The following is a 24,631-nucleotide window of genomic DNA, read 5'->3' on the forward strand; positions in this document are numbered from 1 at the left end:
AGAACGAGGTCGTACCGTCCCTATTAGTTCAGCGGCACGCCCTCAGGCCGCCTTTCGCGGGTGACGCTGACATCGCCCAGCATCAACCCGGTCGGCCCAACGGTGACCTTCACCGTCTCGCCATCCGTGACCTTGCCGGCGAGCAGCAGTTCCGCCAGCGGGTCCTGCACCGTTTTCTGGATTACCCGCTTCAGCGGACGTGCGCCATAGGCGGGATCGTAGCCCTTGTCGGCCAGCCAGGCGCGGGCGTCTTCGGAGAGATCGAGCACKATCTTGCGGTCGGTCAGCAGCCTGGCGAGGCGTGCCAGCTGGATATCGACGATCGCCCCCATATCCGCCCGCTTAAGGCGATGGAACAGGATGATGTCGTCGATACGGTTCAGGAACTCGGGCCGGAAAACCTGCCTGACCACGCCCATGACATCGTCACGCACGGCGTCGCTGTCCTGCCCTTCGGGCTGGTTCACCAGGAACTCCGAACCGAGATTCGAGGTCATGATGATCAGCACGTTGCGGAAATCGACCGTGCGGCCCTGACCGTCCGTCAGACGACCATCGTCGAGCACCTGCAGGAGCACGTTGAAGACGTCCGGATGCGCCTTCTCGACCTCGTCGAAAAGGACGACCTGATAGGGTCGGCGCCGTACGGCTTCGGTCAGTGCTCCACCTTCTTCGTAACCGACATAGCCGGGAGGCGCGCCGATGAGACGCGAGACCGAGTGCTTCTCCATGTATTCCGACATGTCGAGGCGCACCATCGCCGTATCGTCGTCGAACAGGAACGACGCCAGCGCCTTGGTAAGCTCGGTCTTGCCGACACCCGTGGGTCCGAGGAACATGAAGGAGCCGATCGGCCGGTTCGGGTCCTGCAGGCCGGCACGGGCACGCCGCACGGCTGTCGAGACCGCCTCCACCGCCTCACGCTGGCCGACGACTCGCGCTGCCAGCACCTCCTCCATCCGGAGCAGCTTGTCCTTCTCGCCTTCAAGCATGCGGTCGACCGGCACACCGGTCCAGCGGCTGACGACCTGCGCAACATGGTCAGGCGTCACCGCCTCTTCCACCATGCCAGAGGTATCGCCAATCGCCTCGACCTCGGCGAGCTGCTTCTCCAATTGCGGGATCTCGCCATAGGCGAGCTCGCCTGCACGCTGATACTCGCCCTTGCGCTGCGCCTGGGCCAGTTCGTTGCGGGCATTGTCGAGCTTGGTCTTGATCTCGGCCGCCTGGCCGAGCTTGTCCTTCTCCGCCTTCCAGCGGGCCGTGATTGTGGCCGAACGCGTTTCAAGATCGGCGAGTTCGGATTCCAGCCGCTTCAACCGCTCCTTCGAGCCGCTGTCGCTCTCCTTCTTGAGAGCCTCCTGCTCGATGCGCAGGCGCACGATCTCGCGGTCGATCGAATCCAGCTCCTCGGGCTTCGAATCGACCTGCATGCGTAGGCGCGCCGAAGCCTCGTCGACAAGGTCGATCGCCTTGTCGGGCAGGAAGCGGTCGGTGATGTAGCGGTTCGACAGGGTCGCGGCCGAGACAAGCGCCGAGTCCGTGATGCGAACGCGGTGATGCTGCTCGTATTTCTCCTTGAGGCCGCGCAGGATCGAGACCGTATCCTCGACCGTCGGCTCGTCGACAAAGACGGGCTGGAAGCGGCGTGCAAGCGCGGCGTCCTTCTCGACATATTTGCGGTACTCGTCGAGCGTGGTCGCGCCGACGCAGTGCAGTTCGCCGCGCGCGAGCGCCGGCTTCAGCAGGTTCGAGGCATCCATGGCGCCGTCCGTCTTGCCCGCACCGACCAGGGTGTGCATCTCGTCGATGAACAGGATGACGCCACCATCGGAGCTGGAGACCTCGTTGAGCACCGCCTTCAGGCGCTCCTCGAACTCGCCACGATATTTCGCACCCGCGATGAGCGAGCCCATGTCGAGCGCAAGCAGTTCCTTGTCCTTCAGGCTCTCCGGCACGTCACCATTGACGATGCGCAACGCAAGGCCCTCGGCGATGGCGGTCTTGCCGACGCCGGGCTCGCCGATCAGGACGGGATTGTTCTTGGTGCGGCGGCTCAGCACCTGGATGGTGCGACGGATCTCCTCGTCGCGGCCAATGACCGGGTCGAGCTTGCCCTCGCGGGCAGCAGCGGTGAGATCCCGCGCATATTTCTTCAGCGCGTCATAGGCCTGCTCGGCAGAGGCTGAGTCCGCGGTGCGACCCTTGCGGATCGCCTCGATCGCGGCATTCAGCGCCTGCGGCGTCACGCCGGCCTTGGCCAGCGCCTTGCCGGCCTCGGTTTCCTTCTCGACCGCGAGGGCCAGAAGAAGGCGCTCGACCGTGACGAAGGAATCGCCGGCCTTGTCCGCAGCCTTTTCCGCCGTATCGAAGACACGGGCGAGGCCTGGCGTCAGATGCAGGCCGCTGGCGCCACCGCCGCTGACCTTGGGCAGCTTTGCGAGCGCCGCATCGGTCAGTTGCAAGGCAAGTTTCGACTGGCCACCCGACCGATCGATCAGGCCGGCTGCCATGCCCTCGCTGTCATCAAGCAGCGCTTTCAAAAGATGTTCGGGCGTAAACTGCTGGTGTCCGTCGCGCAGCGCAATCGTCTGYGCCGCCTGCAGGAAACCCTTTGCCCTGTCGGTGTATTTCTCAATGTTCATATTGTCGCTCCGCCCGCCGGCACGCCCCGTGGCGACGCATCCGGCTGCCTTTCATCAGGATAGGGCTCCCGAGGGACACCCTTCGCAACCAAAGATAGTGTGACATCCGCGCAACGGAAGGGGGCCCCTTGCGAATGATTGACGGCGCCCTTCCGACAGGCTCAGCCTTGGCCATGGCGGGAACAAGGCGACAGCAGGCGATTCGCAAAGCGTTGAGGGCGCTCGCCCCCGGCATTCCGCTTGCCGATGCCGAAGCGGTCCTGGCGCTCGCCGAGCGCCGCCGCATGAAGGATCTGCCGCCCTCGACGGCGCTCTGGCTCGCTCTCGGCAGCCATGTCCGCCACGTCCATACCGATTACGAGCGGCTTCTGGCGGAAGGGTACGACCGCGACGCGGCGCGCTTTTTCGTCGTCGAKGACACCGATGCAGTGCTCTCCGCCTGGGGCTGCCAGCGCTCCGTGGAGAACGAAGAGGCCGAGGCCGAGGAGGCTTGAAGTCAACCTGATCGAACCGATGCAAGGATTTGATCGGTCCCGCCTCGTAGAACCCGCTATATCACCCCTGCCCGATCAGCCTGCGGACTGAAAGACTCCATGCGTGTCGCCTCGCTCTATCGCTACCCCGTCAAGGGTCTCTCGCCCGAACCCGTGCAATCGGCTTCGCTGAGCACGGGGGGCTTTTTCCCTGGAGACCGGCTTTTCGCCATCGAGAACGGCCCTTCCGGCTTCGACCCGGCCGCGCCCGTCCATCAGCCGAAGATCAAGTATCTGATGCTGATGCGCAATGAATCGCTGGCACGGCTGCAGACGCGCTATGACGACGAAAGCCGCGCGCTTGTCATCAGGCAGGATGGACGCGAGACCGTGCGGGCCGACATGACGACGCAGGACGGCCACGCGGCCCTGACGGCCTTCTTTGAAGGTTTCATGCCGGACGAGCTGCGCGGCAAGCCGCAATTGCTCACCGCCCCGCAAAGCTATCGCTTCATGGATTCACGCTCGGGGTTCATGTCGATCATCAACCTCGCCAGCGTCGCGGATCTCGGCAACCACCTTGGCACCCGGCTCGATCCGCTGCGCTTCCGCGGCAATGTCATGGTCGAGGGGCTGGCCGCCTGGGCGGAGAACGACCTGGTCGGGCAGGAGCTGTCCACGCCGTCGGGCCTGCGCCTGCGTGTGATCAAGCGAATCGAACGCTGCGCGGCAACCAATGTCGACCCGCAGACCGGAGCCCGCGATCTCCAGATCCCGAAGGCGTTGATGAAGACCTATGGCCATGTCGACTGCGGAATCTACTGCGAGATTCTGAGTAGCGGCACGCTGACCGCTGGCATGCATCTCGAAAGCCAGGCCCCGCAAGCGACGCTCGACCTCGGCGTCGCCTGAGCCAAAAAAAACAGGGGCCCGTCGGGCCCCTGTCATATCTGGTCAAACCGGAGCGCCTTACTCGGCAGCGCTATCGGTTTCCGAACCCAGCGCGTCCATGACTTCGCGTGGCGAGCGGCGGCGGCGCGTGCGCTTCGGTGCGGCAGCCTCTTCGGCGGCCGGCGCTTCGGCAGGAGCAGCAGCAGCCTCGACCGGTGCCGCAACGGGCTCCTCGGCGACGGCGATCGGAACCCGGACCGGATTGGTCAGGAAGGACGGAAGCGAAGCAGCGACATCGTTCGCCTCGCCTTCAGGCTCGACCTCCCGGCGCGGACGACGCTCGGCGCGCTCGGGACGCGGCCCCCGCTCCGGCCGGTCGCCRCGCTCGAAGCGACGCTCGCCCTGGCTCTGCGCCGGGGCGTTCTCGCCCTGCTCGGTAGAAGCCGGCTGCTCGGAACGCGGCGCGAAGCCCCCGGGCTGGCCGTTCTGCCCGCCTTCGGGACGGTCGAACCGGCGTTCACCACGATCGGGGCCACGGTCCTGGCGATCATTGYGATCGAAACGGCGGTTGTTGCGGTCGTTGAAGCGATCGGTGCGGGGCGGGCGGTCGAAGCGTTGGCCGTTGTTCTGCTGGCCATCCTGGCCCTCGCCATCCCCACGGGGGGCAGCATTCTGGCCATAGCCGTTGCCGTTCACGCCTCCCTGAGCCTGATGCCGCAGCTCAGGCTGAGGCGAGCCCTGCGGGAAGGCAGCGTTCTCATCGCCGTCACCCTCATCGTCCCCCTCGTCGCMCTCCTCACCAAAGGCGCGATTCGGCGGGAAGCTATGGCCGTATTGCTGGGCCATCTGCTCCTGCGCCGCGAGAAGGATGCGATAATAGTGCTCAGCGTGCTGGAAATAGTTCTCAGCTGCGACCGGATCACCCGACGACTGGGCATCGCGCGCCAGCTGCAAGTACTTCTCCGCGACATGCTGAGCGGTACCACGAACTTTGACGTCCGGGCCGTTCGACTCGTAGCTGCGCTGCAACGGGTTGGGCGACTTTCGATTGCCGTTGTTGTTATTGTTATTGTTGTTGTTGTTACGGCCGCGCATACGCCGGTTCTGACCTGGTCTCATTCGCGTCTATCTCGCGCTCTGTCTGTTCAAAGCAACCGGGTCACTGTCATACGCGTACCGGCACGCGGCGGGTTGCGGCGCCGTGCCGGAGGGAGTCGACCTGAAGGGGCAATGCGCCGTTCTTGGTCTTCACGCGCTCGTTTCCAAAAGAGGCGGTAACTCGCCCCATGAGCCGAACGGCACATCCATGCCTTCGGAATTCCGATCTTGCTTTGTCAGTTCCGTCAAACTTCGGACGTGTCCGGAGGCAAATCCTCGTCAATCAGGAGGAGGTTGCCCTAGGCTCGGCGCTGACGACACCAGCTTCGKCTGGTATCTGCATAGCGGCTTTTGCGTCCGGTTCCAAGCAAATTMGCACAATCTCTGTGCGTATCCGGTTCAGCGGGAGAAGATCAGCGCGCGCTCGTGTCCACCAAGGTCCTTGCGCGCTCCGTGATACCGGAAGCCTTCGGCCCGCATCAAGGCAGAGACATCCGGCTCCTGCCCGGCACCGATCTCGAAAATAACGATGCCACCCGGTGCCAGAAACGGCGTCAGCTCGCGCGCGAAGAGCCGATACGGAACGAGCCCGTCGATCCCGCCATCCAGCGCCAGGAGCGGATCATAGGCGCGCACAGCCACATCCAACCCGGGAATCTCATCGCCTGGAATATAGGGCGGATTGGAGACGATCAGGTCGAAGCGGCCCTCAAGGTCCTTCACCCAGTCGCCTTCCCGAAACGCCACGCGGTCACCGACGCCATTTGCAAGGGCATTTGCGGCTGCGACCTTGCAGGCCTCTCCCGACAGATCGATACCCAGGCCCCTGGCCTGCCTGAACTCACTCAGGATCGCGATGAGCAGGCAGCCCGTGCCAGTCCCGAGGTCCAGCACCGACAACGCGTCCCCGCGCCTCTCACGAAGGGAATGGACCGCGGCCTCGACGAGCGTCTCGGTATCGGGGCGCGGCTCGAGCGTCGCTGGCGAGAGCTTGAAGGTCAGTCCCCAGAACTCACGCTCGCCGAGGATGCGCCAGACAGGTTCGCCTGCCAGCCGCCGCGCGACGTAGCCATCCAGATCCGCGGCGGCCTGCTCACCGAGCAGAGCGTCGTCCTCCCCGCCGGCCCCAGCCACGGCTTCAACAAGAAGGCGCGCATCAAGTATCGGCGTATCGCCCCCCGCAGCGCGCAGACGCGCCGCAAGCTGCCGGCGTGCCTCCCGAATGGTCAGCACACCGACAGCTTGTGGCGAAGGCGTTAGAGCGTCGCCACCGCTCTGCAGTGGCGACGTCACTGGGTTGGTGCTCGCATCGACATCAATTGCCCTGCATCTTGTGGTCCATGCAAATCTTCATCTTCTGATTGATTGAAGATTTACTCTCGCGCGCTCCGTGCATTTCCTGCGAACACGCCTTGCGCGCCTGCGACTGCGTCATCGCATTCTGCAGCGGCACGGCCTGTCCCTGGACGACGCGGCCAAAAGTCTGAGTCTGCGCCTCAGCGGTCCCTGCCGTAGCCAGCGCCATCAGACCGGTCATCGCAATCACTGATGCAAGTTTCATGGTTTCCTCCAGCCTGCTTTCAGGTCGATATGGAAACAACGCCAGTCCGGTAAAAAGGTTTCACGCGCCGCTTTGCGCTGCAAGCAACGTCGCCTGGTGCTCCGCCGTAAGGGCATCGATGATCTCGTCGAGCGCCAGCCCCTGCATCATCTCGTCGAGCTTGTAGAGCGTCAGGTTGATGCGATGGTCGGTCACRCGGCCCTGCGGGAAATTGTAGGTGCGGATCCGCTCGGACCGGTCACCGGAGCCGATCTGCGAGCGTCGGTCCGCCGCGCGTTCGGCGTCGGCCTTCATGCGCTCCATGTCGTAGAGCCGGGCGCGCATCAACTCGAAGGCACGCGCCTTGTTCTTGTGCTGCGAGCGCTCATCCTGGACCACGACCACGATCCCGCTCGGGATATGGGTCAGGCGGACGGCCGATTCGGTTTTGTTGACGTGCTGGCCGCCGGCGCCCCCGGCACGCATCGTGTCGATGCGCAGATCGTTGTCATTGAGCGCGACGTCGACCTCGGTCGCCAACGGCAGCATCGCCACCGTCGCGGCCGAGGTGTGAATGCGGCCGCTCGCCTCGGTATCCGGCACGCGCTGGACGCGGTGAACCCCGGATTCAAACTTGAGCTTGGCATAGACGCCCCGGCCCGAGATCTCCGCGATGACTTCCTTGTAGCCCCCAACCGTGCCTTCGCTCTCCGAGATGATGTCGACGCTCCAGCCCTTCTGCGAGGCGTAGCGCTGATACATCCGCAGCAGGTCTCCGGCGAAGAGCGAGGCCTCGTCGCCGCCGGTGCCGGCCCGGATTTCCAGAATGACGCCGCGTTCGTCGGCAGCGTCCTTGGGCAGGAGAGCGATCAGGATCTGGTGGGCACGCGTGTCGATCTCGGCTCGAGCGGTGTCCCGCTCCTCATAGGCGAGATCGCGGAATTCGCTGTCGGTCGCCGGATCGTCGATCAGCCCCTGCGCCTCGTCGAGAGAGGCCTGCGCATTGCGCCAGGAGGCAATCGCTGCAACGACGGGTTCGAGCTCCGCCAGCTCCTTGGCAAGCTCTACCGTACGCACGGCATCGGTCGAGCGATTGATCTCGTCGGTGGCAACGGCGTGGCGAGCGACGATGCTGTCGAGACGGTCTTGAGGAAGCTGAAGGGACATCAGGAACTCGGAAACACTGTTTGGGGACCGGCGAAGCGCGCTTCAGCGTCGCTAGACCGGCACTTTCAATTCGGTCGCCAATGCCGAAAGCTGCGAACGCAGGCTCGATGCACCATCGGAAGAGGCGAGCATCCAATCCATACGCTCGCGCAGCTTCCTGACGTCAAGCGCACGCAGCATCGCCTTGACCGGCCCGAACGACGCCGCCGACATCGAGAAGGAGCGATAGCCTAGGCCGATCAGCGCCATCGTCTCCAGCGGCTTGCCACCCATTTCACCGCAGACCGAGACCGGGCAACCTGCCTCGCCCGCAGCCTCAACGATCGTGCGCAGCGCGCGGAGCGCTGCAACGCAAAGCGGATCGAAACGCTCGGACACCCGGCGGTTCTCACGATCGGCTGCGAACAGGAACTGCATCAGATCATTCGTGCCGATCGACAGGAAGTCGGCCTCGCGCGAGATTTCTGCCAGTTCGAACAGCAGCGATGGCACTTCGACCATGACGCCGAGCTCGAGATTGGTGGGCGCCGGACGCTCCTGCTTCTCCATCATGGCGAGCTCGCGGCGCACGATGAAGCGCGCGCGCAGGAACTCGTCCACGGTCGCGACCATGGGCAGCATGATGCGCATGTCCTGGCCGGCTCCGGCCCGCAGCATCGCCCTGATCTGGCCGCGCAGCAGGCGCGGCTTGTCGAGGCCGATCCGGATCGCGCGCCAACCGAGCGCCGGATTCTCCTCCTCGACGCGTTCCATATAGGGCAGCACCTTGTCGCCGCCGATATCGAGCGTCCGGAAGACAACCGGCCGGCCCTGCGCCGCCTTGAGCACGGCCCCGTAGAGAGATTGCTGTTCGGTCGTCGTCGGCATGTGCTGAGCGACCATGAATTGCAGTTCGGTGCGGAACAGCCCGATCCCTGCGGCGGCGGTCTCATCGAGACTGTGCATGTCGACCAGAAGGCCGGCATTGATCTGGAGGTTGATCTCGACCCCGTCCTTGGTGACGGCCGGCAGATCCTTGAGCTTGCGGTACTGTTCCTGCTTGCGGGCGCGCAGGCGGGCCTTGTCCTTGTAGGCGTTCTCGACGTCCGGCTGCGGACGGATCTGCACCTCGCCAGCCTGGCCATCGACGATGACGGCGTCGCCGGACTGGATCAGCGCGGTTGCGTTGACGATCTCGCCGACGGCCGGAATGCCAAGCGCCCGCGCCACGATGGCGATGTGGCTGGTCGGTCCGCCTTCCTCGAGGATAAGCCCACGCAAACGGACGCGGTCATAATCGAGCAGCGCCGCCGGCCCCATCGAGCGGGCGATCAGGATGGCGTTCTCGGGCAGCTTCTCGTGAGCAACGCCATTCGCCTTGCCCATCAGGGTCCGCAGCAGCCGATTGGCGAGATCGTCGAGATCGTGCAGGCGCTCCCTGAGATAAGGGTCGGTCTGGCGCAGCATTTTGGCGCGGGTGTCGGATTGCACACGCTCAACCGCCGCCTCGGCGGTGAGGCCGGTCATCACCACCTCGCGCATCCGCCTGAGCCAGCCCTGGTCATGGGCGAACATGCGGAATGTTTCGAGAACGTCACGATGCTCGCCGGTATGAGCCACGTCGCCACGCTCGATCAGTTCGTCGATCGCGGTGCGCATCTCGGCGATAGCGGCCTCGAGCCGCTTGACCTCGCGGGCAGGATTCTCGGCAATCAGATTGGTGATCGCGACCCGGGGTTCGTGGAGAACGGCGTAGCCGAGCCCGACACCGTCCGCCAGCTTGACKCCGACACCGTGAATCGGCCGGTCGAGGCCAATCATGCTGCCGGGCGGCGCCAGCGATTTCAGCCCGCCGGCCGCGATCATCTCCGCCATGATCATGGCGGTGGTCTGCAGTGTCTCGATCTCTTCCTCGTTGTAGAGCCGCGACGCGCGATTCTGGATGACGAGGACGCCCATCACGGCACCGCCGCGCAGGATCGGGACGCCAAGGAAGGAATGATAAATCTCTTCGCCCGTCTCCGGACGATAGGAGAAGGCCGGGTGCGACTGCGCGTCGGACAGGGCTACAGGCTCGGCTTCGCTCGCGATCAGGCCAACGAGACCTTCGTCGGCGCGCATCCGGGTCAGGTGCACCGCCTCGCGATTCAGGCCCTCGGTCGCATAGAGTTCAAGCGAACCGTCCTCGAGCAGGACATAGACCGAACACACCTCCGCGACCAGATTGCCGGCGATCAGGACGACAAGCCGATCCAGCCGCTCCTGCGGGCTGACGGGCGCTGCCATGACCTCGCGGAGACGGCGCAGCAGAACGCCCGGACCTCCGAGAGCGCCTCGCATCAAATCGGCCCTCCGCCCGCCTCCTCAGACATCGTTGCCGATGCCGCTCGCAGACCTGATACCTGGCTCCGGATGAGTCGGCAGCATGCCCCGGTTCTTGTCGCCTTCTAGCGAGCGAAAGGAGTGTTCGGCAAGGGCCGCCGTTACAACCCCGAGGTGAAATCGGCGGCAGCGCTTCTCATTAATGTGGCAAGCGCCCGTTTCCAGCCGCGATTTGTGACAGATCCGACAATGTCGGAACGGTMGTTGCGGCGCCGCTTGCGGATTTGGCCGGAGCGCGCGAAGTCGCCGGTCGCTGCTTGGCTCCGGTCGCCGGCTTGGCGCGAACCGCTCTCTTGGTCGCTGGGAGCGTCACCGGAAACCCGGCTTCGCCCTCTGAGAGCGCGGCAAGATAGGTCTCGGTCCACCAGCCGATATCGGTTGCTGCGATGGTGGCGTAGAGCTTCTCGAAACGCCGGATTCGTTCCGGCTTCGGCATGACCAGCGCCTGCTGGATCGCCTCCGACATTTCCGAGAGATCGTAGGGATTGACGATCAGCGCGTCCTTCATCTGGCGCGCCGCCCCGGCAAAGCGCGAAAGGACCAGCACGCCGGGATCGGCGGGATCCTGCGCCGCAATGTATTCCTTGGCGACCAGGTTCATGCCGTCGCGCATCGGCGTCACCAGCCCGACTTGGGCACGGCGATAGAAGCCGGCCAGGACATTGCGGGAATAGGCCTTCTTGACCACGCGGATCGGCGTCCAGTCGAATTCGCCCAGCGCTGCGTTGATCCGCCCGGCCGTCTCGTCCGACTGGCGATCGAGTTCCGCATATTCAGGAACATCTGAGCGGGAGGGTGGCGCGATTTGCAGCATACCGACACGGCCGCGCTGCTCGGGATTTTCCAGCAGGAAGCGCTCGAAGGCCTCCAGGCGTTGGACGATTCCCTTGGAGTAATCGAGGCGATCGACGCCGATGACCAGCTTGCGGTCTCCAAAGGCCTCGGTCGCGCGCCGGATCGACACCGCGGTCGTGCGCGCAGAACTCGTCGCAAGCTTGCGAAAGCCTTCGACATCGATGCCGATCGGGAAAGATTTGACCTGGATCGAACGCCGACCGAGGCGGACCCCGTCGCCATCGACCTTTGCGCCGCAGAGATTGACCAGTCCGCTCACCACATTGCGCGCATCGATCTCGGTCTGCAGTCCAACGAGGTCATAGGCGCCGACCGTCTTCATCAGGGTGATGCTCGAGGGCAGAGCGCCAAAGACCTCGGAGGGCGGCCAGGGGATGTGGTGGAAATAGCCGATCCGGTTCTTCACCCCGAGCCGCCGAAGTTCCGCAGCCAAGGGGATCAGGTGGTAATCGTGAACCCAGATCAGGTCGTCCGGCCGCAACATCGCGACGAGCGCCCTGGCAAAGCGGCGATTGACGGCGAGATAGCCCGCATAGTCGGCCCGCGAGAACTCGGTCAGACCGAGCCGGTAATGCATGTTCGGCCAAAGGGCCCGGTTCGAGAAGCCGAGATAATAGGTCTGCCGCTCCTCCTCGCTCAGATCGGTCACCGCATAGGTCACCTTGCCGCGCTGGAGCGTCCGCACCGCACGGGTCTTCTCTTCGCTGACATGCCCGCTCCAGCCGAACCAGAGCCCGCCATGTTTCTCCAACGCCTCCCGTAACGCGACGGCAAGACCGCCGGCGGCGACCTTCTCGCTGCGGTCGGGAATGGTGACGCGATTGGAAACGATGACGAGACGCATGTCCGGGAAAACTCCGATCAGCCGGCTGCCCGAATTTCGACACCGGAAGCGGGAACAGAACGCGCCGGCGCACGTAATGTTTCCGAGGGGCTTCGGATGTCAGATGGCGAAGCCGCGTCAGGCTCGCGCTGAAATCATGATGACTGTGGCAAACTGAAAGCAGAATGTGGCAAGTTCACTAACATCCGCCCATAGCGCGGATGATGCAAGAACCCTCGCTCAGGCATTGGACAGCTCACCTGTCGTTCTTTCGCCCGTTTCGTCACGCAAACAGAACGAGATGATGGAACTGATCGAATCGGAATCTACCAACGAATCCCGCGACTTCACCAAGGTGGCGAAGCAGGTCGCTCTGTTTCTCGACTTTGACGGAACGCTGGTCGAAATTGCGCCGATGCCCGACGAGGTCAAACTCGACAGGCAGCTCGCGCCGGCGCTCGATACGCTGCGCTCTACGCTGGGCGGAGCGCTGGCGCTTGTCTCCGGGCGCCCTATCCCCGACCTCGACGGGTTTCTCGCCCCCTATCACTTCGACATCGCCGGCCTTCATGGCGCACAGATCCGCCTCGGCGGAACCATCCGCAGCCAGGCGGACGCTCCCGAAGCCCTGCGCGAGGCGCTGCGGGAGCTCATCCGTTTCGCCAACAGCCATGTCGGCATCCTCGTCGAGGACAAACGGATCTCGGCCGCTCTGCACTGGCGCCTGGCGCCGCAACTCCAGGATGAATCCCTCGCGCTGGTCAGGAAGCTTGCAGCCGGGATGGGCCCCTCCGTGCGTTTGCAGGAAGGCAAATCGGTCGCCKAGCTGGTCCCAGCCGGGGCCAGCAAAGGCAACGCCATTTCCTGGCTGATGCGGGAAGCACCCTATAGCGGCCGGACACCGGTCTTCATCGGCGACGACATTACCGACGAGGCGGGCTTTGCCACGGTGAACGCGCTGGGCGGCCTGTCGATCCGCATCGGTGCGGGCGAAACCTGTGCCGGCCAGCGCCTTGCTTCCCCGACAGCGCTCCGCACCATCCTGCTCGCCGCCGCAGAAAGCGGCAGCCTGACGACTGACGCTTTCTGCCAAGGCTGATCATGACCGTAGAAACCTCCACCACGGCGCGGCATTCCGCCTCGCTCGATCTCGGCGTGATCGGCAATTGCTCGATCGCCGCACTGATCGACCGGCGCGCCCATATCGTCTGGGGCTGCTTTCCCCGCTTCGACCGCGACCCGGTTTTCTGTTCGCTGATCGACAACAAGCCCGATGACGGCGACGCCATGCCCGAGAAGGGCGTGTTCGCGATCGAACTCGTCGGCATGACGCGATGCGAACAAAGCTATCTCGACAACACCGCGATCCTTTCCTCAGTCCTGTCCGACGACCAGGGCAACGCCATCGAGATTCTCGATTTCGCGCCTCGTTTCGTGCGCTACGAGCGTTCTTTCCGGCCGCCGCTGCTGGTGCGGCGCGTGCGCCGGCTTTCTGGCCGGCCGCGTATCCGGGTCGTGCTGAAGCCATGCCTCGGCCTCGGCGAATTGCCGGACGAGATTACGCGCGGCTCCAACCATGTCCGCTATGTCGGCGCCGACCAGACGATCCGGCTGACGACGGATGCGCCGATCTCCTATGTGATGGACAGCGTCCCTTTCGCGGTCGACCGGACCTTCTCCTTCTTCATCGGCTCGGACGAGGCATTGCGCGCCGAGATCGAGACGACCGCGCGCGAGTTCCTGGACAAGACGACGGATTACTGGCGCGACTGGGTGCGCTCCCTCTCCATCCCCTTCGAGTGGCAGCAGGAGGTCATTCGCGCCTCGATCACGCTGAAGCTTTGCAGTTTCGAGGAGAGCGGCGCCATCGTCGCCGCGCTGACCACCTCGATTCCGGAAGCTCCCGGCACCCAGCGCAACTGGGACTACCGCTTCTGCTGGCTGCGCGACGCCTATTTCGTGGTGCATGCGCTCAATCGGTTGGGCACGACGCGGACGATGGAGGATTACCTCGGCTTCATCACCAATATCGTCGACACCTTCTCCGAGAGCGGAGCGGAGCATCTGCCGCCACTCTACCCGATCACGCGCGGCGGCGTGCTGACCGAATTCGAGGTGCCAAACCTGTCAGGCTATCGCGGGCACCAGCCCGTGCGTGTCGGCAACGGCGCAGCGACGCAAATCCAGAATGACGGCTACGGCGCCGTGGTGCTCGCGGCGACGCATTCCTTCTTCGACCGCCGCCTGATCCAGCCCGGCAAGGACGCGCTCTTCGGGCAGCTCGAGCGAATGGGCGAGCTCGCGATCGCAGTCTTCGACAAGCCCGACGCCGGCCCGTGGGAGCTGCGCGAGAAGCAGGTCGTGCATTCCTTCTCCAGCGTGATGTGCTGGGCGGCCTGCGACCGGCTCGCACGCATCGCCGGGACGCTCGGTCGCACCGACCGCAAGGACTATTGGCGTGGAGAGGCCAAACGTCTGAAGGGCGTCATTACCGACCAGATCTGGAACCAGGAGAAGGGCACCTTCGTCTCGACCTTTGGCGGCAGCGATCTCGACGCGACCCTGTTGCTGATTGCGGAGCTCGGCTTCGTCACGGCGGAGGATCCGCGCTATATTGCGACCGTCGAAACCATCGGCCGCGAGCTCGGCCGCGGCGACCTCCTGCTGCGTTACGGCACGCAGGATGATTTCGGCTTCATGCATACCGGCTTCTTGATCTGCGCCTTCTGGTATGTCGACGCGCTGCATGCGATCGGCCGGCGCGACGAAGCCAAGGACCTGTTCTGCCGCATCCTGAAACGGCGCAACAGCTTTGGCCTGCTTTCGGAGGATGCCGATCTCGAAACCGGCGAGCTCTGGGGCAATTTTCCGCAGACCTATTCCATGGTCGGGCTCATCAATTCGGCGATGCGGCTCAGCCGAAATTGGGAAGAGGCGTTCTGAGGGCCCACTGAAACAAGGGGCCATTCCCGCCATCGACGCTCGCCCCGGGAGCGAGCATCGATGCAGTTTGCGTCGCCGCCCTGTCAGCAGCGATTCGGCCGACGGATGGTCGGCGCGCGACCGCGCATCCGCGTCGGGGCAATGCGCCCGGACCTCACTCCATGCGCGCAGGCGTGCGCATCACGGCAAGCGCCAGCACCTGCGCCGCCGGCACGATGCTCTCGACTTCGAGGAATTCGTCGGGAGTGTGCGCCATTCCGCCGATCGGGCCGACAGAGCACAGCGTCGGGCAACCCTGCGCCGCAGTGAAGCCGGAATCCGCACAACCACCGGTGAACTCGGCGCTGACGCTGATCCCGAAGCTCGCGGCGGCATCACGATAGGTATCGTAGAGGGCAGCGGCCTCGGGGGTTTTCTCCAGCGGCACGAACTCGCCCTTGATGGTCAGTTTCGCACTCGAGCCTTCGACGATGGGGGTCTCGATGATGCCGCGGATCGCGCTGACCAGTTCATCGCGCTGCGCGGCCGTGACATAGCGCAGATCGATTTCGCACCAGGCATGGGGAGCGACCGTATTGACGGTCTGGCCGCCGCCGATCAGCCCGACATTGACGGTGACGCCTCGCTCGAGATCGGTCAGCCCCTGAAGCTTCGGGATCTTGTGGCCGAGGTCGACAATGGCCGAGACGCCCTTCTCGTAATTTGCGCCGGAATGGGCGGCCTTGCCGACGAATTCGGCACGCATGAAGACGCCACCCTTGCGGCCGCTGGTGATCGACTGCTTGTGATCGCGCAGGAACTCGGTGCCAGGCGGCAGCCGGCTCGGCTCGGCATTGAAGACACAGCGCGATTCACGCGCCGCCGCCTCGATGATCGGGCGCGAAGAGGGGGAAGCGATCTCCTCGTCGCTCGTCGTCAGCATGGTGAGCGGAGCGGAAAGCCCACCGCATTCGGCAAAGGCGGCGGCGACGAAGGCCTCGATGACGAGACCARCCTTCATGTCGGCGACACCGGGACCATAAGCCCGGCCGGCCTTGATGGTGAAGGGCCGGCGCGTCGGCTCGCCTTCCGGGAAGACGGTATCGCGATGTCCCAGCAACAGCACCGGGCGCTGGTCGTTGGCGGCCGGATTCGGCAGTCGCGCCTTGACGGCATCGCCATAACGAGCATCCGGGATGATCTCGACGCTGAGCCCGTTCGCTTCGTGGAACCGGGCGAGCACCTGCCCTGCCCTGTCGACGCCCGGCTTGTCATAGGAGCCGGAGTCGGTGTCGACCATCTCCCGCAGGAGCGCGACCATCGCGTCCTTGCGGCTGGCAAGCCACGCCGTCACCTTGGCTTCGTCCGGGGTCAACTCACTCATGGCCTGCGCTCTCTTGGTTCCGAATGGGACCGCGAAGCTAGAGCAGGACTGCGAAGTCTGGGAACGGGCATTTGCGCCGGACAGCCCTGCTTTTGCCGAGCAGACCTCTTCACGAGAATGCGCCCGCCGCATTGCGGCGAGCCTCAGCCGTCAGATCAGCGGATCGTATCGGGTCCGATGATCTGACCTTCTGTGCTTGCATCGGCTTCCCCGAAAGCTGCAATCCACCCTTGGGGCCGATTCCCAAACCGCCCGGTTACGCGCCTTGGGCGAGATGCGTGATGGCTGCAGCAACGCCACCGGCACCATGCGGGATATTCTGCGCCTGCAAGGCCATTTCGACGGCGCTCAGGCTGCCAAGCACCATCGGCGCATTGACATGGCCCATATGGGCAATGCGAAAGGCCTTGCCGGCGAGATCGCCGATCGCGAGCCCGAGCGTCACGCCGCAGACCGTCCGCGCATAATCGGTGATCGAACTCGGATCGCCCTGAACGAGGATTGTCGTGACCGAGGGCGCCCGCTGCGATGGTTCCTCGATATTGCAGGTCAGGACCTGGCCCTCGGCCCATCGCGACATGGCAGCATGGGTTGCCCCGGCAAGCAGGGCATGACGGCGCCAGACAGGCTCCAGTCCCTCCTCGAGGATCATGTCGAGCGCGGCGCGCAGGCCGAACATCAGATGCTCGGGCGGAGTGCCGAAATGCTTCATGTAGAGGAGCGGGCTCAGCCGTGAGGTCCAGTCCCAGTAGGCCGTCCGCATCGTCGCGTGCGGATGCGCGTGCAGCGCCTTCCCGCTCGCCGCGACGAAGGCCAGCCCGGGCGGCGTCATCAGCCCCTTCTGCGACGCAGACATGGCAATGTCGACGCCCCAATCGTCCATCTCGAACCGCATGCAGCCGAGCGAGGCGACGCCATCGATCATGTACAAGGCCGGGTGGCCGGCGGCATCGATCGCCTTGCGCACGGCCTGCACGTCGTTGACGACGCCGGATGCCGTATCGATCTGCACCATGAGCACGGCCTTGATCTCATGGTTCGTGTCGCGCCGCAGGCGTTCCTCGACGGCCACCGGATCGACCGCTGCGCGCCATGACCCGGCGAGGACCTCGACATCTGCCCCCAGGAAACGGGCCATCTCGCCCCAGCCTACGGCAAAGCGCCCGCTCGCCAGCACGAGAACCTTGTCGCCGCGGGAGAGCACATTGGTCAGGGCCGCTTCCCAGCCGCCATGCCCGTTGGCGGCATAGATGAAGGTCTCGCCCTTGGTGCGGAAGATCTTCCGGAAATCGGTCAGGAGCGTCTCGGTCAGATCGAGGATCGGCTTGGAGCTGAGTTCCTCGGCCGGCCGCATCATCGCCTGCAGCACGCGATCGGGGATATTGGTCGGGCCGGGGATTGCGAGCAAAGCCCGGCCGTTGGCGACACTCATGAAAAACTCCTGCTGGCCTTGCTGCGCCGCATGTCCATGCCCGTTGCGGCCGGGGCTACGACGCATGATGTCCGGCACGATATCCGGAAAGGGGATGTGAGCTAGCGCTGCGCTTCCGTCGCCATCTTCACCGCGAGGCCGGCAAGCACCGTGCCCATCAGCCAGCGCTGCACCACCGCCCAGAACGGCCGTGTGCGAAGGAAGAGGGCAATGCTGCCGGCGGTAAAGATGATCAGCGCATTGACGCTGCCGCTGATCACGATCTGGATCGCGCCGAGCACCAGCGACTGCGTCAGGACATTACCCGCCGCGGGATCGATGAACTGCGGCAGCAGCGCGAGATAGAACATCGCGATCTTGGGATTGAGCAGGCTGGTCAGGAAGCCCATGGCAAAGAGCTTGCGCGGCCCGTCAGGCACCAGCTCGCGAACCTGGAAGGGCGAGCGCCCGCCCGGCCGCAGCGCCTGCCAGGCGAGGTACAGGAGATAGGCCGCGCCACCGAAGCGCAGCGCGTCATAGGCATAAGGCACGGCGAAGAGCAGCGCCGTGATGCCGAAAGTGGCGCAAAGCATGTAGATGACGAAGCCAAGCACGACGCCGATGAGCGAGATCAGCCCGGCAGCATGTCCCTGCGAGATCGAGCGCGAGATCAGGTAGATCATGTTCGGACCGGGCGTCAGCACCATGCCGAACGCGATCAGGGCGAAGGCAAGCAGGCTCGAGAGCTCGGGCATGGCGGGTCTCCGAAACAGCGCCGGCAACCTGCATCGAACCGGAACAATCGACAAGCCGCATGGAACAGTGGGCCGCCATGCCCGTTTCTCACGCCAACCGCCCGAATTTCTGCGGACAGACAGCGCCTCTCATGTTGCTCTTCAGTCGCATCCTCTACACCGCCATTGCGGGTTCCCTGCTCGCCGCCTCGGTGATGCTGATGGTGGTTGCGGTCTGGCGGACGTTCACCGGGTTCCGAACCGGCGACGGCGCACTTGAGACCATGCTCGACGGCATCGGCCTCGTGATCATTGCGGTCGCGGTCGCGGATGTCGGCAACTTCCTGTTCGAGGAAGAGGTGATCAGCGATCGCGAATTGCGGCGCCCGGCAGAAGCGCGCGGCTCGCTGACCAAATTCATGACGATCATCATCATTGCGCTCAGCCTGGAATCGCTGGTGCTGATCACCAAGGCGTCGCGGACCACGATGAGCGACGTCGTCTATCCCGGCCTGCTGGTCCTGCTCGCTGTGCTGGCGATGGTCGGGCTCGGCCTGTTCCAGAAGCTGAGCCAGAACACGACGGCAACCGTGCCTGAAGCGAAAGAAGACAGCGACAAGCCTGCCCCCGTGAAGACTCTGGCCCGGGCGAAACGGACCAAGCAGGCCTGAACCGGAGGGCCGTTCAGCGCGGTTCGTCGACGAGGAGGAGATCGGTATCCTCGGGTCTGGTGCCGGCCGCCGTCAGCATGGCGTGAACCTGCCCGCGATGATGCGTCTGGTGGTTGAACATGTGCATGAGCGCAAAGGCGCGCGGCTTGCCGAGTTCGCGGCCGGCGGCCCCCGAATACCAGATCAGGGTCCCGCGCAGCCAGTTGGCGTCGACGGTAGCAGCCCAGGCCAGGATCGCCTCGTCGCGCTCGGCACGCCGACGGCGGAACTCGGCCCAGTCATCGACATAGATCGGTGCATCGCGGCCGCTGATCGGCGGCTTGGGCGTCCCGATCAGCCGGTGGAGCCAGATTTCGTCGGCCCACAGGATATGGTTCAGCGTACCGTGGATCGACTTGAAGAAGGCGCCGCGATCCCGACGGCGACCTTCCTCGTCAAGCGTATCGGCCGCATCGCACAGGCTCCGGTTCTGCCAGGCGTTGTAGCGCGCCATGGTCTGAACATAAGCCGGATCGACCATGCGTGCCTCCTCAGATGATATTGGCCTCCGTCAGCGGCCGCCCCGCAACGATGCGCTCGTGACCGAGATCGGCAAGATCGAGCGTGCGATAGCCGCCATGCACAATCTGCTCGGCAATCCCCCTTCCCACAGCCGGGGACTGCTGCAGGCCGTGCCCCGAGAAACCATTGGCGAGATAGAGATTCGGCAGGCCGACGGCCGGGCCGAGGATGGCATTGCCGTCGAGTTCATTCATGTCATAGGGGCCGGCCCAGGCGCGACCGGGCTTGATCGCCTCGAAGGCGGGCACACGATGGGCGAGCGGCGCCCAGACATGCTCCTCAAAAAAGGACCAGTCGACATCCTCCACATCGGCATCGGTCTCGATCCATTCGCGATCGAGTTCGGCCGGCGGGGAGGCGCCGCAAATGAACATCTGCCCCTCGCTGCCGCGCTTGCCCTCGGGCCGGCAATAGGCACCGGAGGTATCGATCAGAAGCGGGCAGTTATCGACCTCGCCCTTGCAGGTGAAGCTGAAGACGTAGCGCTTCATCGACCTGACGGGAATCGCGATGCCGGCCGTTGCCGCCAGCCGCGCACCATGCGTGCCCGAGGCGTTGACGACCGCGCCACAGYCGATGCGGCTGCCATCGCCAAGCTCGACGCCGACGACGCGACCGCCTTCCACGATAAAGCGCGCCGCTTCGCCCTGGCGGTACTCGACACCGAGCGCGCGCGCCTTCTTGCGAAAGGCCTGGAGCAGCGCCCAACCGTCGAACCAGCCCTCCCCGCTGACCCCATAGGTGCCGCAGGCGAGATCCTCGACATTGAGCCAGCTARATTTGCTGCGCAACATATCCGCAGCATAGAGCGCAATATCGGCGCCCTCGTCCTGCTGCAGTTTCTGGTTCGAGGCGAGGACCGGGGCTCCCTCGCCGCTCGCGACATAGAGGTAGCCGCCTTCATGCAGATCGATGGCCGGAACCTCGCCATCGACGGCGAGATGCGTCCCGATATTGCGCAAAAATTCGATGCCGTGGAGCGAGATACGGATGTTCACCGAACTCGAGAATTGCTGGCGGATCGAAGCCGCCGAGAGCGCCGAGGCGGAGTAGCGGTAGGTCGGATCCTTCTCCAGGACCACCACCTTGCCCTTGAAGCCTGGGTCGGCGGCGAGATGATAGGCGACGGAGGAACCGATGGCGGCCCCTCCACAGATCACGACATCGGCGGTCTCGGAAAAGGACGGCATGTCAGTCCTGCGCAGTTCGGGCCACGACGCTCTGTGGCCGGGGTTGGTGAATTTCACGCATGAATGACGCGACTGCGCCGGCTTGTCGAGTGCTCAGGCCGTGAGCCCGCATTCGCCGAGCAGCCAGTCGCGAAAGGCGATCACCGCCGGCAGCGCCGCCCGGGTCTCGGGATAGACCAGGTAATAGCCCTCCGTGCCGCTGACCGGCCGGTCGACCGGAACGACGAGCGCGCCCGAGCGCAATTCCTCCTCGATCAGGAAGCGCGGCACGATCGCAAGACCCAACCCAGCCACGGCCGCCTGCGAGACCATGGCAAATTGCTCGAAGCGCGGCCCCATCAGCGCCCGCTCCGGCGGCAGCCCCTGTTTTTCCAGCCAGTTCGCCCAGGCCCGGGGTCGCGTCGCCTGCTGCAGCAACGGCGCGCGCAGCATATCCGCCGGCTCCTTCAAGCCCAGGCGCTCGACCAGCGAGGGCGCCGCCACGGGAACGACCTCCTCCCCCATCAAGCGATGAAGCACAGCGCCAGGCCAGACCGGATCGCCGAAATGCACGGCGGCATCGATCGGCTCGCGCGCGAAATCAAAGGGCACCAGCTTGGTCGTGAAGTTGATGGTGACGCCGGGATGGGCCTCGATGAAGCGCGGCAGACGCGGAATTAGCCAGCGTGTGCCGAAGGTCGGCAGGATACCGAGATGCAGCACGCCGGCCGCGCCGCGAAAGGCCATGGCCGAGACGGTCGCGGCCGCAAGGCGCGAGAGCCCATCGCGGATCTMGGTCGCATAGGCGCTCCCGGCCGGCGTCAGGCTGACGCGTTTCTTGACGCGCTGGAACAGACTGACGCCGAGCACCTGCTCGAGATGCGCGACCTGGCGGCTGATCGCCCCTTGCGTCAGGTTCAGTTCCTCGGCGGCGCGCGTGAAACTGCCATGGCGCGCAGCCGCCTCGAAGGCCGCGAGCGCCGACAGGGAGGGCACCGAAAGGCGTCCGGGAACGAGATCAAAGGTCATGAGCTATTCTCATCAACTCGTGAGAACATATCGGTTGCCGAGCGCAACCGGAAGAGGGCATTCTGCGCCCTTCCGGCGCGGCGGCTCTTTCCCGCGCCATTTGACATACTAGCAATCGACAGGTCGGAACCAGGACATGGCTTCATCTTTGCCGAAGGATGCGCTCGCGCTGCTCAAGCGTCTCGGCGTGCCGGACACCGTCTTCGCGTCCGCGGGCCTTGCAGCACGCTCCCCCATCACTGGCGAGACGGTGGCGACGCTGCGCGAGACGAGCGTTGCGGAGACCGAGGCGGCGATCGGCCGCGCGCAGTCTGCCTTCCTGGCCTGGCGCAAGGTCCCGGCCCCGCGCCGTGGTGAATTCGTCCGCCTGCTCGGCGAGGAGCTGCGCAACGCCAAGACCGATCTCGGCCTGCTGGTGACGCTGGAAGCCGGCAAGGTCACCTCCGAGGGGCTCGGCGAAGTCCAGGAGATGATCGACATCTGCGATTTCGCGGTCGGTCTTTCGCGCCAGCTCTACGGCCTGACCATCGCCACCGAGCGCCCGAGCCACCGCATGATGGAGACCTGGCATCCGCTCGGCGTCTGCGGCGTGATCTCGGCCTTCAACTTCCCGGTCGCCGTCTGGTCCTGGAATGCGGCGCTTGCATTCGTCTGCGGCGACAGCGTCGTCTGGAAGCCCTCCGAGAAGACCCCGCTGACGGCGCTCGCCGTCCAGGCCATCGTCGAGCGCACCATGAAGCGCTTCGGCCCCGAGGCTCCGGTCGGCCTGTCGGAAGTCCTGATCGGCGGTCGCGAGATCGGCGACGCACTGGTGCAGGATCACCGCGTGCCGGTTCTCTCCGCCACCGGCTCGACCCGGATGGGCAAGGAAGTCGGCCAGAAGCTCGCCGCCCGCTTCGCCCGCGCCATTCTCGAACTCGGCGGCAACAATGCCGCGATCGTGGCGCCTTCCGCCGATCTCGATATCGCGCTCCGCGGCATCGCCTTTGCTGCGATGGGCACGGCCGGCCAGCGCTGCACCACGCTGCGCCGCCTGATCGTCCATGAGAGCGTCTATGACGCGCTGATCCCGCGCCTGATCAAGGTCTATGGCTCGGTCAAGATCGGCGATCCCCGCGAGGCCGGCGTGCTGGTCGGGCCGCTGATCGACGAGGCTGCCTATGAGGGCATGCAGAAGGCGCTCGGCGAAGCCAAGGCTGCCGGCGGCAAGGTCCAGGGCGGCGAGAAGGTCGATGTCGGCAGCGGTGGCTTCTATGTCCGTCCGGCGCTGGTCGAGATGCCCGAGCAGACCGGCCCGGTCGAGCGCGAGACCTTTGCGCCGATCCTCTATGTCATGAAGTACAAGACGCTGGACCAGGCGATCGCGCTGCAGAACGCGGTCGGTGCCGGTCTCTCCTCGTCCATCTTCACCCTCGACATGCGCGAGGCCGAGACCTTCGTTTCCGGCGAAGGCTCGGATTGCGGCATCGCCAACGTCAATATCGGCCCTTCGGGTGCCGAGATCGGCGGAGCCTTCGGCGGCGAGAAGGAGACCGGCGGCGGCCGCGAGGCCGGTTCGGACGCGTGGAAGGCCTATATGCGCCGCGCTACCAATACGCTGAACTACGGCACGACATTGCCGCTGGCGCAGGGCGTCAGCTTCGACGTCGACGCCTGAGCGAACGGGAGAGAAACCATGGCCGAAGCCGCACGCAGCCACTCCGCAAGCCACAAGCTCGCGGAATTCCAGTGGGACGATGCCTTCCTGCTCGACGACCAGCTCAACGAGGACGAGCGCCTGATCCGCGACACGGCCCGCCAATACGCGCAGGAGAAGCTGCTCCCGCGCGTCTCGGAGGCCTATCTCGAGGAGAAGACCGACCGCTCCATCTTCAATGAGATGGGCGAACTCGGCCTGCTCGGCGTGACGGTGCCGGAGGAATATGGCTGCGCCGGCGCCAACTACGTCTCCTATGGGCTGGTGGCCCGCGAGGTCGAGCGCGTCGATTCCGGCTATCGCTCGATGATGAGCGTGCAGTCCTCGCTCGTGATGTATCCGATCTACGCCTATGGCGACGAGAACCAGCGCAAGAAGTACCTGCCCAAGCTCGGCTCCGGCGAGTGGATCGGCTGCTTCGGCCTGACCGAGCCCGACGCCGGCTCCGACCCGGCCGGCATGAAGACCCGCGCCGAGAAGGTGGCCGACGGCTACAAGCTGACCGGCTCGAAGATGTGGATCTCGAATTCGCCGATCGCGGATGTGTTCGTGATCTGGGCGAAGTCGGCCGCGCATGACAACCAGATCCGCGGCTTCATCCTCGAGAAGGGCATGAAGGGCCTGAGCGCGCCGAAGATCGGCGGCAAGCTCAGCCTGCGCGCCTCGATCACGGGCGAGGTCGTCATGGACGGCGTCATCGTGCCGGAAGAGAACCTGCTGCCGAACGTCTCTGGATTGAAGGGGCCGTTTGGCTGCCTCAACCGCGCCCGCTACGGCATCTCCTGGGGCGTGATGGGCGCCGCCGAGGACTGCTTCCACCGCGCCCGCCAGTACGGGCTCGACCGCAAGCAGTTCAACAAGCCTCTGGCCCAGACCCAGCTCTACCAGAAGAAGCTCGCCGACATGCTGACCGAGATCACGCTCGGCCTGCAGGGCTCGCTTCGCGTCGGCCGCCTGCTCGACGACGGCAGGATGGCGCCCGAGATGATCTCGCTGGTAAAGCGCAACAATTGCGGCAAGGCGCTCGACATCGCCCGCCAGGCCCGCGACATGCATGGCGGCAACGGCATCTCGATCGAGTTCCACGTCATGCGCCATGCCGCGAACCTGGAGACGGTCAACACCTATGAGGGCACGCATGACGTTCATGCGCTGATCCTCGGGCGCGCCGTCACCGGGCTGCAGGCGTTCTTCTGAGCCG

General features: G+C 64.9%; 20 protein-coding genes. 7 read left to right on the forward strand and 13 right to left on the reverse strand.

What is annotated here, in order from left to right:
* Positions 1 to 23: 23 nt before the first annotated feature.
* Complete coding sequence (gene clpB / locus AC1DJT_RS02610) at positions 24 to 2,645, reverse strand: ATP-dependent chaperone ClpB (RefSeq protein ID WP_441506060.1); 2,622 nt, start codon at positions 2,643 to 2,645, stop codon at positions 24 to 26.
* A gap of 212 nt (positions 2,646 to 2,857) precedes the next feature.
* Between clpB and AC1DJT_RS02615 the strand changes: the two genes are divergently transcribed.
* Positions 2,858 to 3,139: a DUF2293 domain-containing protein gene (locus AC1DJT_RS02615; protein ID WP_476833472.1), complete on the forward strand. Its 282-nt coding sequence runs from the start codon at positions 2,858 to 2,860 to the stop codon at positions 3,137 to 3,139.
* Between the two features lie 99 nt (positions 3,140 to 3,238).
* On the forward strand, positions 3,239 to 4,030 hold the full coding sequence (locus AC1DJT_RS02620) for an MOSC domain-containing protein (protein ID WP_441506059.1): 792 nt from the start codon (positions 3,239 to 3,241) through the stop codon (positions 4,028 to 4,030).
* A gap of 57 nt (positions 4,031 to 4,087) precedes the next feature.
* Here AC1DJT_RS02620 and AC1DJT_RS02625 read toward each other — a convergent pair whose 3' ends face one another.
* The 6 genes from AC1DJT_RS02625 to otsA form a co-directional block, all read right to left on the reverse strand.
* Complete coding sequence (locus AC1DJT_RS02625; RefSeq protein WP_476833473.1) at positions 4,088 to 5,104, reverse strand: DUF4167 domain-containing protein; 1,017 nt, start codon at positions 5,102 to 5,104, stop codon at positions 4,088 to 4,090.
* Positions 5,105 to 5,506: 402 nt separating this feature from the next.
* Positions 5,507 to 6,340, reverse strand: a complete 834-nt coding sequence (gene prmC / locus AC1DJT_RS02630) for a peptide chain release factor N(5)-glutamine methyltransferase (RefSeq protein ID WP_441506136.1) — start codon at positions 6,338 to 6,340, stop codon at positions 5,507 to 5,509.
* A gap of 82 nt (positions 6,341 to 6,422) precedes the next feature.
* On the reverse strand, positions 6,423 to 6,668 hold the full coding sequence (locus AC1DJT_RS02635; RefSeq protein WP_441490096.1) for a hypothetical protein: 246 nt from the start codon (positions 6,666 to 6,668) through the stop codon (positions 6,423 to 6,425).
* A gap of 60 nt (positions 6,669 to 6,728) precedes the next feature.
* Complete coding sequence (prfA, locus tag AC1DJT_RS02640; RefSeq protein ID WP_441479668.1) at positions 6,729 to 7,814, reverse strand: peptide chain release factor 1; 1,086 nt, start codon at positions 7,812 to 7,814, stop codon at positions 6,729 to 6,731.
* 51 nt (positions 7,815 to 7,865) lie between these two features.
* Entirely contained in the window at positions 7,866 to 10,133 is a 2,268-nt protein-coding gene (gene ptsP / locus AC1DJT_RS02645) for a phosphoenolpyruvate--protein phosphotransferase (protein WP_441506057.1), read from the reverse strand.
* Positions 10,134 to 10,314: 181 nt separating this feature from the next.
* Positions 10,315 to 11,874 (reverse strand): alpha,alpha-trehalose-phosphate synthase (UDP-forming), encoded by a 1,560-nt coding sequence (gene otsA / locus AC1DJT_RS02650; RefSeq protein WP_441506056.1) that lies wholly within the window; start codon positions 11,872 to 11,874, stop codon positions 10,315 to 10,317.
* Positions 11,875 to 12,157: 283 nt separating this feature from the next.
* On the opposite strand from otsA, the gene otsB reads away from it, so the two are divergent.
* Together otsB and AC1DJT_RS02660 are read left to right on the forward strand one after the other, a co-directional pair.
* On the forward strand, positions 12,158 to 12,952 hold the full coding sequence (otsB, locus tag AC1DJT_RS02655; protein ID WP_476833474.1) for a trehalose-phosphatase: 795 nt from the start codon (positions 12,158 to 12,160) through the stop codon (positions 12,950 to 12,952).
* A 2-nt stretch (positions 12,953 to 12,954) separates the two neighbouring features.
* Positions 12,955 to 14,796, forward strand: coding sequence for a glycoside hydrolase family 15 protein (locus AC1DJT_RS02660; protein WP_441490100.1), 1,842 nt, complete (start codon positions 12,955 to 12,957; stop codon positions 14,794 to 14,796).
* 154 nt (positions 14,797 to 14,950) lie between these two features.
* Here AC1DJT_RS02660 and AC1DJT_RS02665 read toward each other — a convergent pair whose 3' ends face one another.
* From AC1DJT_RS02665 to AC1DJT_RS02675, 3 genes are all read right to left on the reverse strand, one after another.
* Positions 14,951 to 16,159 (reverse strand): M20 family metallopeptidase, encoded by a 1,209-nt coding sequence (locus AC1DJT_RS02665; protein ID WP_476833475.1) that lies wholly within the window; start codon positions 16,157 to 16,159, stop codon positions 14,951 to 14,953.
* A 256-nt stretch (positions 16,160 to 16,415) separates the two neighbouring features.
* On the reverse strand, positions 16,416 to 17,591 hold the full coding sequence (locus AC1DJT_RS02670; protein WP_441490102.1) for a pyridoxal-phosphate-dependent aminotransferase family protein: 1,176 nt from the start codon (positions 17,589 to 17,591) through the stop codon (positions 16,416 to 16,418).
* 101 nt (positions 17,592 to 17,692) lie between these two features.
* Positions 17,693 to 18,325: a LysE family translocator gene (locus AC1DJT_RS02675; protein WP_441490103.1), complete on the reverse strand. Its 633-nt coding sequence runs from the start codon at positions 18,323 to 18,325 to the stop codon at positions 17,693 to 17,695.
* Between the two features lie 131 nt (positions 18,326 to 18,456).
* On the opposite strand from AC1DJT_RS02675, the gene AC1DJT_RS02680 reads away from it, so the two are divergent.
* Positions 18,457 to 18,975: a GNAT family acetyltransferase gene (locus AC1DJT_RS02680; protein WP_476767877.1), complete on the forward strand. Its 519-nt coding sequence runs from the start codon at positions 18,457 to 18,459 to the stop codon at positions 18,973 to 18,975.
* A 13-nt stretch (positions 18,976 to 18,988) separates the two neighbouring features.
* Here the strand turns inward: AC1DJT_RS02680 and AC1DJT_RS02685 are convergent, their stop codons facing one another.
* The 3 genes from AC1DJT_RS02685 to AC1DJT_RS02695 form a co-directional block, all read right to left on the reverse strand.
* Complete coding sequence (locus tag AC1DJT_RS02685; RefSeq protein ID WP_441506052.1) at positions 18,989 to 19,495, reverse strand: DinB family protein; 507 nt, start codon at positions 19,493 to 19,495, stop codon at positions 18,989 to 18,991.
* Positions 19,496 to 19,505: 10 nt separating this feature from the next.
* A complete protein-coding gene (locus AC1DJT_RS02690; RefSeq protein ID WP_476833476.1) occupies positions 19,506 to 20,726 on the reverse strand; it encodes an NAD(P)/FAD-dependent oxidoreductase in 1,221 nt (406 codons plus the stop codon).
* A gap of 93 nt (positions 20,727 to 20,819) precedes the next feature.
* Positions 20,820 to 21,734, reverse strand: coding sequence for a LysR family transcriptional regulator (locus AC1DJT_RS02695; protein WP_476833477.1), 915 nt, complete (start codon positions 21,732 to 21,734; stop codon positions 20,820 to 20,822).
* 136 nt (positions 21,735 to 21,870) lie between these two features.
* Between AC1DJT_RS02695 and amaB the strand changes: the two genes are divergently transcribed.
* The gene (amaB, locus tag AC1DJT_RS02700; protein WP_441490108.1) at positions 21,871 to 23,391 is read left to right on the forward strand and encodes an L-piperidine-6-carboxylate dehydrogenase; all 1,521 of its coding nucleotides are present in this window, start codon (positions 21,871 to 21,873) and stop codon (positions 23,389 to 23,391) included.
* Positions 23,392 to 23,409: 18 nt separating this feature from the next.
* Complete coding sequence (locus AC1DJT_RS02705) at positions 23,410 to 24,627, forward strand: acyl-CoA dehydrogenase (RefSeq protein WP_113515131.1); 1,218 nt, start codon at positions 23,410 to 23,412, stop codon at positions 24,625 to 24,627.
* The last annotated feature ends 4 nt before the right edge of the window (positions 24,628 to 24,631 follow it).

The organism is Allobosea sp. 05T422_2 (genome assembly GCF_056396265.1).

What these genes read in the sequence shown, in the direction of transcription:
- AC1DJT_RS02620 (WP_441506059.1), top strand. Translation starts at nt 3,239, where the DNA reads ATGCGTGTCGCCTCGCTCTATCGCTACCCCGTCAAGGGTCTCTCGCCC.
- AC1DJT_RS02635 (WP_441490096.1), bottom strand. Translation starts at nt 6,668, where the DNA reads ATGAAACTTGCATCAGTGATTGCGATGACCGGTCTGATGGCGCTGGCT.
- AC1DJT_RS02660 (WP_441490100.1), top strand. Translation starts at nt 12,955, where the DNA reads ATGACCGTAGAAACCTCCACCACGGCGCGGCATTCCGCCTCGCTCGAT.
- AC1DJT_RS02670 (WP_441490102.1), bottom strand. Translation starts at nt 17,591, where the DNA reads ATGAGTGTCGCCAACGGCCGGGCTTTGCTCGCAATCCCCGGCCCGACC.
- AC1DJT_RS02675 (WP_441490103.1), bottom strand. Translation starts at nt 18,325, where the DNA reads ATGCCCGAGCTCTCGAGCCTGCTTGCCTTCGCCCTGATCGCGTTCGGC.
- AC1DJT_RS02680 (WP_476767877.1), top strand. Translation starts at nt 18,457, where the DNA reads ATGTTGCTCTTCAGTCGCATCCTCTACACCGCCATTGCGGGTTCCCTG.
- AC1DJT_RS02685 (WP_441506052.1), bottom strand. Translation starts at nt 19,495, where the DNA reads ATGGTCGATCCGGCTTATGTTCAGACCATGGCGCGCTACAACGCCTGG.
- amaB (WP_441490108.1), top strand. Translation starts at nt 21,871, where the DNA reads ATGGCTTCATCTTTGCCGAAGGATGCGCTCGCGCTGCTCAAGCGTCTC.
- AC1DJT_RS02705 (WP_113515131.1), top strand. Translation starts at nt 23,410, where the DNA reads ATGGCCGAAGCCGCACGCAGCCACTCCGCAAGCCACAAGCTCGCGGAA.